This window comes from Streptomyces prasinopilosus (genome assembly GCF_001419695.1).
GTDB lineage: Bacteria > Actinomycetota > Actinomycetes > Streptomycetales > Streptomycetaceae > Streptomyces > Streptomyces prasinopilosus.
Window position 1 is genome coordinate 1 of sequence record NZ_LIRG01000466.1, and the last position, 8,113, is coordinate 8,113.

General features: G+C 71.6%; 5 protein-coding genes. 2 read left to right on the top strand and 3 right to left on the bottom strand.

Going from position 1 to position 8,113, the window contains the following annotated elements:
* Positions 1 to 470 (top strand): ABC transporter permease (locus tag AOK18_RS19565; protein ID WP_157865129.1); only part of this gene is annotated, 470 nt, incomplete at its 5' end.
* Positions 463 to 1,422 (top strand): ATP-binding cassette domain-containing protein, encoded by a 960-nt coding sequence (locus AOK18_RS19570; RefSeq protein ID WP_240503242.1) that lies wholly within the window; start codon positions 463 to 465, stop codon positions 1,420 to 1,422. The genes AOK18_RS19565 and AOK18_RS19570, both read left to right, overlap by 8 nt.
* A gap of 123 nt (positions 1,423 to 1,545) precedes the next feature.
* Here the strand turns inward: AOK18_RS19570 and AOK18_RS19575 are convergent, their stop codons facing one another.
* The 3 genes from AOK18_RS19575 to AOK18_RS19585 form a co-directional block, all read right to left on the bottom strand.
* The gene (locus tag AOK18_RS19575; protein WP_055695206.1) at positions 1,546 to 6,474 is read right to left on the bottom strand and encodes an NAD-glutamate dehydrogenase; all 4,929 of its coding nucleotides are present in this window, start codon (positions 6,472 to 6,474) and stop codon (positions 1,546 to 1,548) included.
* 526 nt (positions 6,475 to 7,000) lie between these two features.
* The gene (locus AOK18_RS19580; RefSeq protein ID WP_055570557.1) at positions 7,001 to 7,666 is read right to left on the bottom strand and encodes an HAD family hydrolase; all 666 of its coding nucleotides are present in this window, start codon (positions 7,664 to 7,666) and stop codon (positions 7,001 to 7,003) included.
* A 148-nt stretch (positions 7,667 to 7,814) separates the two neighbouring features.
* The coding region (locus AOK18_RS19585) for a DUF6912 family protein (RefSeq protein WP_420865624.1) at positions 7,815 to 8,113 on the bottom strand (299 nt) is incomplete at its 5' end.

Consider the following 8,113-nt stretch of genomic DNA (forward strand, 5'->3'; position numbering starts at 1 on the left):
TGCAGCAGCTGCAGCAGCTGTTGTTCTCGATGGTCGTGCTGGTCGTGGTGGTGATGGCGTTCGGCAGCATGCCGGGGTTGTCCTGGCTGCTGGTGGTGCCCGCGCTGCTGCTGCAGTTCGTCTTCAACACCGGGCTCGCGCTGGTCTTCGCCCGGCTGGGCAGCCGGACCCCGGACCTGGCGCAGCTGATGCCGTTCGTGCTGCGCACCTGGATGTACGCCTCGGGCGTGATGTTCAGCATTCCGGCGATGCTCGCCGACAAGGACGTGCCGTCCTGGCTGGCCGACGTGCTGCAGTGGAATCCGGCCGCGGTCTACATGGACCTGGTGCGCTTCGCGATGATCGACGGTTACGGGTCCTCGTACCTGCCGTCGCACGTGTGGGCGTTCGCGGTGGGCTGGGCGCTGCTGGCCGGCGTGATCGGCTTCGTCTACTTCTGGAAGGCTGAGGAGACCTACGGCCGTGGCTGACAACACCGACGAGAAGATCCCCACCGTCGTCGCCGACGGCGTCGACATCGTCTACCGGGTCAACGGCACCGGCGCCGGACGCGGCTCCGCCACCGCGGCCCTCAACCGGATCGTGCGCCGCCGCAAGACCGAGAGGGCGTCCGGCGTGCGCACGGTGCACGCCGTGCGGAACGTGTCCTTCGCCGCCTACCGGGGCGAGGCCATCGGCCTGATCGGCACCAACGGCTCGGGCAAGTCGACCCTGCTCAAGGCCGTCGCCGGTCTGCTCCCGGTGGAGAACGGCCGGATCTACACCGACGGCCAGCCCTCCCTGCTGGGCGTCAACGCCGCCCTGATGAACGACCTCACCGGCGAGCGCAACGTCATGCTGGGCGGGCTCGCGATGGGCATGTCCCGCGAGCAGATCCGGGAGCGCTACCAGGAGATCGTCGACTTCTCCGGCATCAACGAGAAGGGCGACTTCATCACCCTGCCGATGCGCACCTACTCCTCCGGCATGGCCGCCCGGCTGCGCTTCTCCATCGCCGCCGCCAAGGACCACGACGTCCTGCTCATCGACGAGGCGCTGGCCACCGGCGACCGCTCCTTCCAGAAGCGCTCCGAGACCCGCATCCGCGAGCTGCGCAAGCACGCCGGCACCGTGTTCCTGGTCAGCCACAGCAACAAGTCGATCCGCGACACCTGCGACCGCGTGCTGTGGCTGGAGCGCGGGGAGCTGCGCATGGACGGCCCGACCGACGAGGTGCTCAAGGAGTACGAGAAGTTCACCGGCGGCCCGGACAGGGCGCGCAAGCCGAAACCGAAGCCCAAGCCGAAGCCGAAGGCCGAGACCGAACCGCACCCGGAGCAGCCCGGGCGGCCCGAGCGCCCCCAGCAGCCCGAGCGCCCCGAGCGGCCCGAGGTGGGGCCCCGGACCGGGTCCGAGCCCGAGCCCGCTCCGGAGCCCGCCTGACAACGGCACCGCGACGCCGCGGGGGCGCCCCGGACCGTAGTGGTCCGGGGCGCCCCCGCGGGTTGTGCCGTGCGCCGTGGACGGGCGGGCGCGTACCGCCTCACCGCCTCACCGCGTACCGCCTCACGAGTGCGAGCGCAGCAGCGTCCGCATGGTCCGCATGGCCACCGACAGGTTCGCCAGGTCGAAGGTGTCCGAGCTCTGGATCTCGTCCAGGGTGGTGCGGGCCCGGCCGATGATGGCCTCGTTCTTCGCCTCCCACACCTTGAACCGCTGCTCCGGTGTGGACGTGCCGTTGCCCGCCGCCAGGACGTCGGCCGTGAGCGCCGCGTGCGCCGCGTACAGGTCCTCGCGGATCGCCGCGCGGGCCATGGACTGCCAGCGGTCGGCGCGGGGCAGGTCGCTGATCCTGTGCATCAGCTGGGTGATGCGCAGCCGGTCGGCGAGGTCGTAGTACACCTCGGCGACGTCCAGCGGCTCCTTGCCCGTGCGGTCGGCCACCGACACGATGTCGATCGCCGCGAACACGGCGGAGAACCCCGCCACGCGGGTGGCGAGTTCCGCCGGGACACCGACGCCCGCCAGCTCGTCGTGGATCTTCTGGAACCACTCCAGGTCCGCGCCGCGCAGCAGCTTCGGCAGCTGCGACCAGACCAGTTCGACGCGCTCGGCGAAGAACGCCACCGTCTCCTCGAGCTCCAGCGGCTGCGGCCGGTTGTTCAGCAGCCAGCGCGTGCCGCGCTCCACCAGCCGGCGCGAGTGCAGCCTGATGCGGGTCTGGACGTCCGCCGCGACCTTGGTGTCGAGCGCCTCCACCCCGTCCCACACCGTGGCGGAACGGAAGATCGCGCGGGCCGCCGTCTGGGCCCGGACGATCTCCTCCAGCGACGCTCCGGTCTCCTCCCGCATCCGGTGCAGATACGTCGTGCCGCCCGTGTTGACCGTGTCGTTGACCAGGACGGTCGTGGTGATCTCGCGGCGCAGCGGGTGCGCGTCGATCCGGTCGGGGAACTGCTCGCGCAGCGGGGCCGGGAAGTACGAGTGCAGCAGCACCTTGAGGTACGGGTCGTCGGGCAGCGAGGTGCTCAGCAGCTCGTCGGCGACCGTGATCTTCGTGTAGGCCATCAGGACGGCCGTCTCCGGGCCGGTCAGGCCCTGCCCGGCGCTCAGCCGCTCGCGGATCTGGCGGTCGGTGGGCAGGAACTCCAGGGCCCGGTCGAGGTGGCCCTCGCGCACCAGGTGCTTCATGAAGCGCTGCTGGGCGTGGAGCATGTCCTTGGACTGGGCCAGGGCGTTGGCGATCGCGGTGTTCTGCGCGTAGTTGGTGCGCAGCACCAGCCGGCCGATCTCGTCGGTCATCGAGGCGAGCAGCTTGTTGCGCTGCTTGACCGTCATGTCGCCGTTCGCGACCAGGGTGTTGAGCAGGATCTTGATGTTCACCTCGTGGTCGGAGGTGTCCACGCCGGCGCTGTTGTCGATGGCGTCGGTGTTGATCCGGCCGCCGTGCAGCGCGACCTCGATCCGGCCGAGCTGGGTCATGCCCAGGTTGCCGCCCTCGCCGACGACGGCGGCCCGCACGTCCTTGCCGTCGACCCGGATGGGGTCGTTGGCCTTGTCGCCGACGTCGGCGTTGGACTCGCTCGACGCCTTGACGTACGTGCCGATGCCGCCGTTCCACAGGAGGTCCACCGGCGCCTTGAGGATCGCCTTCATCAGGTCCGCCGGGGTCATCTTGGTGACGTCGGAGTCGAGGCCGAGGGCCTCGCGGATCTGGGCGTTGACCGGGATGGACTTGGCGGTCCGCGGGAACACTCCGCCGCCGGCCGACAGCAGGTCGGTGTTGTAGTCCGCCCAGGAACTGCGCGGCAGCTCGAACAGGCGGCGGCGCTCGGCGTGGCCGACGGCCGCGTCCGGGGCGGGGTCGATGAAGATGTGCCGGTGGTCGAAGGCGGCGACCAGGCGGATGTGCTCGCTGAGCAGCATGCCGTTGCCGAACACGTCACCGGACATGTCGCCGATGCCGACGACCGTGAAGTCCTGCGTCTGGGTGTCCACGCCCAGCTCCCGGAAGTGCCGCTTGACGGACTCCCAGGCGCCGCGGGCGGTGATGCCCATGCCCTTGTGGTCGTATCCGGCGCTGCCGCCGGAGGCGAAGGCGTCGCCGAGCCAGAAGCCGTAGGACTGGGCGACCTCGTTGGCCGTGTCCGAGAACCTGGCGGTGCCCTTGTCGGCCGCGACGACGAGATAGGTGTCGTCCCCGTCGTGCCGGACGACGTCCGCCGGGGGCACGACCTCGCCGGCCACCATGTTGTCGGTGATGTCGAGCAGCGCCGAGATGAACGTCCGGTACGCGGCGACGCCCTCGGCCATCCAGGCGTCGCGGTCCACGGACGGGTCCGGCAGCTGCTTGGCGACGAAGCCGCCCTTGGCGCCGACCGGCACGATGACGGTGTTCTTCACCATCTGCGCCTTGACCAGGCCGAGGATCTCGGTGCGGAAGTCCTCCCGGCGGTCCGACCAGCGCAGGCCGCCGCGCGCGACCTTCCCGAACCGCAGGTGCACGCCCTCGACCCGCGGCGAGTACACCCAGATCTCGAACGCCGGACGGGGCGCCGGCAGGTCGGGCATGGCCTGCGGGTCGAACTTCATGGAGACGTAGTCGTGCGGGCGTCCGCCGCTCGCCTCCTGGAAGAAGTTGGTGCGCAGCGTCGCCTTGATCACCGTGAGGAAGGAGCGCAGGATGCGGTCCTCGTCGAGCGAGGCGACCTCGTCGAGGGCGGCGTCGACCTCCTCCAGCAGGGCGTCCACCAGCTCGAAGCCGGCACCCTGCCGCTCCGGCGACATCCGCGCCTCGAACAGGGAGACGAGCAGCCGGGTGGTGTGGACGTTGTTGCGGAGGGTGTCCTCCATGTAGTCCTGGCTGAAGGTGGAGCCCGCCTGGCGCAGGTACTTGGCGTAGGCGCGCAGCACCATCGCCTGACGCCAGGTCAGCCCGGCGCTCAGCACCAGGGCGTTGAACCCGTCGTTCTCCGCCTGGCCGGTCCAGGTCGCCGCGAAGGCCTCCTGGAACCGCTCACGGGCGTCGTCGCCGAAGTGCTCGGCGACGCCCGCGGCCCTGGGCAGCCGCAGCCCGAAGTCGTAGACCCAGGCCACGCTGCGGTCGTCGCGGCGCAGCTCGTAGGGCCGCTCGTCGACGACCTCGACGCCGAGCCGCTGGAGCACGGGCAGCACGGCCGAGAGGGAGACGGCCTCACCCTTGCGGTAGATCTTGAAGCGGCGCACCTCGGGGGTCGCGCCCACCGGCTCGTACAGGCTGAGCTCGAAGTTCTTCTCGTCGTCGAGCTGTTCGAGCCGGACCAGGTCGGCGACGGCGGCGCGCGGGGTGTGGTCGGCCTTGTAGCCCTCGGTGAAGGCGTTCGCGTAGCGGCGCAGCAGTTCGGCGGCGCGCTCCTCGCCCAGTTCGGCGGTGAGGGCCTCGCCGAAGCCGTCGGCCCAGGAGCGGGCGGCCTCGACCAGCCGGGCCTCGATGCGCTCCCGGTCGTGGTCGGACAGCTGCGGCAGCTCGGTGCCCTGCGGGACGCGGACCACGAAGTGCAGCCGGGAGAGGATCGACTCGGTGTTCCAGGCGGTGAAGTCGACGCTGATGCCGCCGAGTTCCTCCTTGAGGATGTCGATGATCCTCAGCCGCACACCGGTGGTGTACCGGTCGCGGGGGAGGTAGACGAGGGCGGAGTAGTAGCGCCCGTACTCGTCCTGGCGCAGGTAGAGCCGCAGGCGGCGGCGCTCCTGGAGGTAGAGCACCGAGGTGGCGATGGCCCGGAGTTCCTCGGTCGGGGTCTGGAAGAGCTCGTCGCGCGGGTAGGTCTCCAGGATCTGCAGCAGGTCGCGGCCGTCGTGGCTGTGCGGCGAGAAGCCGGCGCGCTCGAGGACCTCCTCGACCTTGCGGCGGATCACCGGGACCCGGCGGACGGACTCGGTGTAGGCGGCCGAGGAGAACAGGCCGAGGAAGCGGCGCTCGCCGACGACGTTGCCGTCCGCGTCGAACTTCTTGACGCCGATGTAGTCCAGGTACGACGGCCGGTGCACGGTGGCCCGGCTGTTCGCCTTGGTCAGGATGAGCAGCTTGTGCTCGCGCGCCTTGGCGCGGGCGTCGGCGGGCAGCCGCTCGAAGGACGGGCTGACCGGGTGGCCGTCGTCGGTGAGGTGGTGCGGGTCGGAGCGCAGTATGCCGAGGCCGGTGCCGGGAACGGCGGCCAGCGAGTCGTCGTCGTGCAGCTGGTACTCGCGGTAGCCGAGGAAGGTGAAGTGGTCGTCGGCGAGCCAGCGCAGCAGCTCCCGGGCCTCCTCGACCTGCTGCCCGGACATGTCCCCGGGGACGGGTTCGTCGGGCAGCCCCTCGGCCAGCCGGGTGGCGGCCTGCCGCATCTTGCCCCAGTCCTCGACGGCCTCGCGGACGTCGGACAGGACGCGCAGCAGGTCGACGGTGATCTGCTTGAGGTCGCCGCGGTCGGTCTCGCGGTCGGTCTCGACGTGGATCCAGGACTCGATGTGGGCGTCGTGCGGGAGTTCGTCGGCGGACGGGGCGGTGAGCACCTCGATCAGCTGCCCGGTGAGGTCGCGGCGGACCACGACCTGCGGGTGGATGACGACGTGGATGCCGCGGCCCTGCCGGGTCAGCTCGTTGGTGACGGAGTCCACGAGGAAGGGCATGTCGTCGGTGACCACCTCGACGACGGAGTGGCTGCACGTCCAGCCGTTCTCCTCGACGGTCGGGGTGTGGACCCGGACGCTGGCCGTGCCCTGGGGACGGTTCTCGGCCAGCCGGAGGTGCGAGAAGGCGGATCCGAAGACGTCGACCGGGTCGCGGCCGACGAGGTCCTCCGGGGCGGTGTGCAGGTAGTAGCGCTGGAGGAACGCGAGCACGGTGTCCCGGTCGGGCATGCCCTTGTCCGTCGTCCCGGTCGGCAGTTTCCCCCCGGCCGGGCTGTTCTCAGCTACCCGGGCGGCCTTTTCGAGCAGCTCGGCCTTTGCTTCGTCCAGCTTGGTCTGCATTGTCCTCTGGCTCCTGTCGCGCGCCGTTGCGTGACGTAGAAGGAAGTACGGTCTCCGCGCCCGCGGCGCGGAGGTACGACACGGGTTGTCCGCTCCGTACCGACGCTATGCCGCGGGATGAGACGAGCGGGGGCTTCTCTGCCGATTTCGACGCGCCCGACGGGTGTGACGCTGCTCTCTGCGTCGTCCGCACCCGGGGAACGGGGCGCGCCTCGGGGACCCGCCGGGTCCCGTCCCGCCCGCGAGGACCAGCGAGCGCCGCCCGGTCACGGATGTCGTCCGTGCTCTCCGGGCGCACAACGGGGACGACGAGGCCCCCGCGAGCTATCGCGCTGATCACGTCACCCAGGCTATCCCCCCTCGCGGGGGGCCCGTCATGAGCCGTATGTGTACAAAACACGGGGTGGAACTTTGACGTTCTGCACAGTGCGCGCCCGGCGGCACGCGGTCGGCCGCCGTCCGTCCGCCGCCCGCCCGCCGTCCGCCGCGGCGTCCGGGGGCCGGGGCCCGGCTCCCGGCGTCCGGCTCAAGCCGCCAGGCGTTCCGCTTCCTCGACGGCCTCCGCCAGCGTGTCCACCACCGGCACGCCCACCGCTTCGAGGCTGGCTCTGCTGTGCGAACCGCCGGTGTAGAGCACGGCTCTCGCCCCCGCGTGCCGCGCGGCCAGCGCGTCGTCGGCGGCGTCCCCGATCACCACCGTGCGGGCCGGGTCCACACCGGCCAGCGCGCCGAGGTGGCGCACCATGTGCTCCGACTTGCCGCCGCCGGACGGACCGGTCCGCCCGTCGACGCGCAGGAAGTGGGACTCGATGCCGAAGCCGCGGACCAGCGGCACGAGGTCCTCGTGCCCGTACATGCTGAGGATCGACTGGCTGCGCCCCGCGGACGACCATCCGGCCAGCAGCTCCGCCACCCCGTCGGCGAGCGCGCACCGCACCCGGTGCTCGGTGTAGTACCGGTGGAAGGTCGCGTCCATCAGCTCCCACTCGGCCCCGGTGGGCAGCCGCCCCATCAGCCGCTCGTAGAACTTCGGTACCGGTACGCAGTACAGCTCCCGGTACCGCTCCAGCGTGAGCGGCTGCAGGCCGAGCTCGGCGAAGGCGGCGTTCGTCGCCCCGATGACCGCGTCGACGTCGTGGAACAGCGTGCCGTTCCAGTCCCAGACGATGTGCGCGTCCCTGTGCGTCCCCATGGGAAGAAAGTACCCGCCGGCACTGACAGCCGGGAGGCCGCCGGGTCGGCGCCGCACCCGGCGGCCGGGACCACGAGGCCGGCACCGGGCCCCTCCGCGAACCGGGCCGCCCGACCCGCTCCGGCCCGCTCCGGCCCGGGCGGGGGACCTAGGCCGCCGGTCCCAGCAGGTTCGGGATCTCCTGCGTGGCGTACCAGAGCAGTTCGTGGTCCTCCGCGCCGTCCACGACGGACTGCGCGCCCTCGTCCCCGCCGTCCGCCGCGGGCAGCGCCCGCGCGGCCGACGCCACGTCCGGCTCCGCGTCCGCCGCGTCCACGTGCACCGCGGCCGCCCGGGCCAGCCGTACCGGCCCGTCGACCCACAGCGCGCCGGGACCGGCCGGATCGGCCGAGACCGCCCCCTCGGGCACGTCCACGGCGACCACGACCCGGCGCCGGGGGGCGCCGG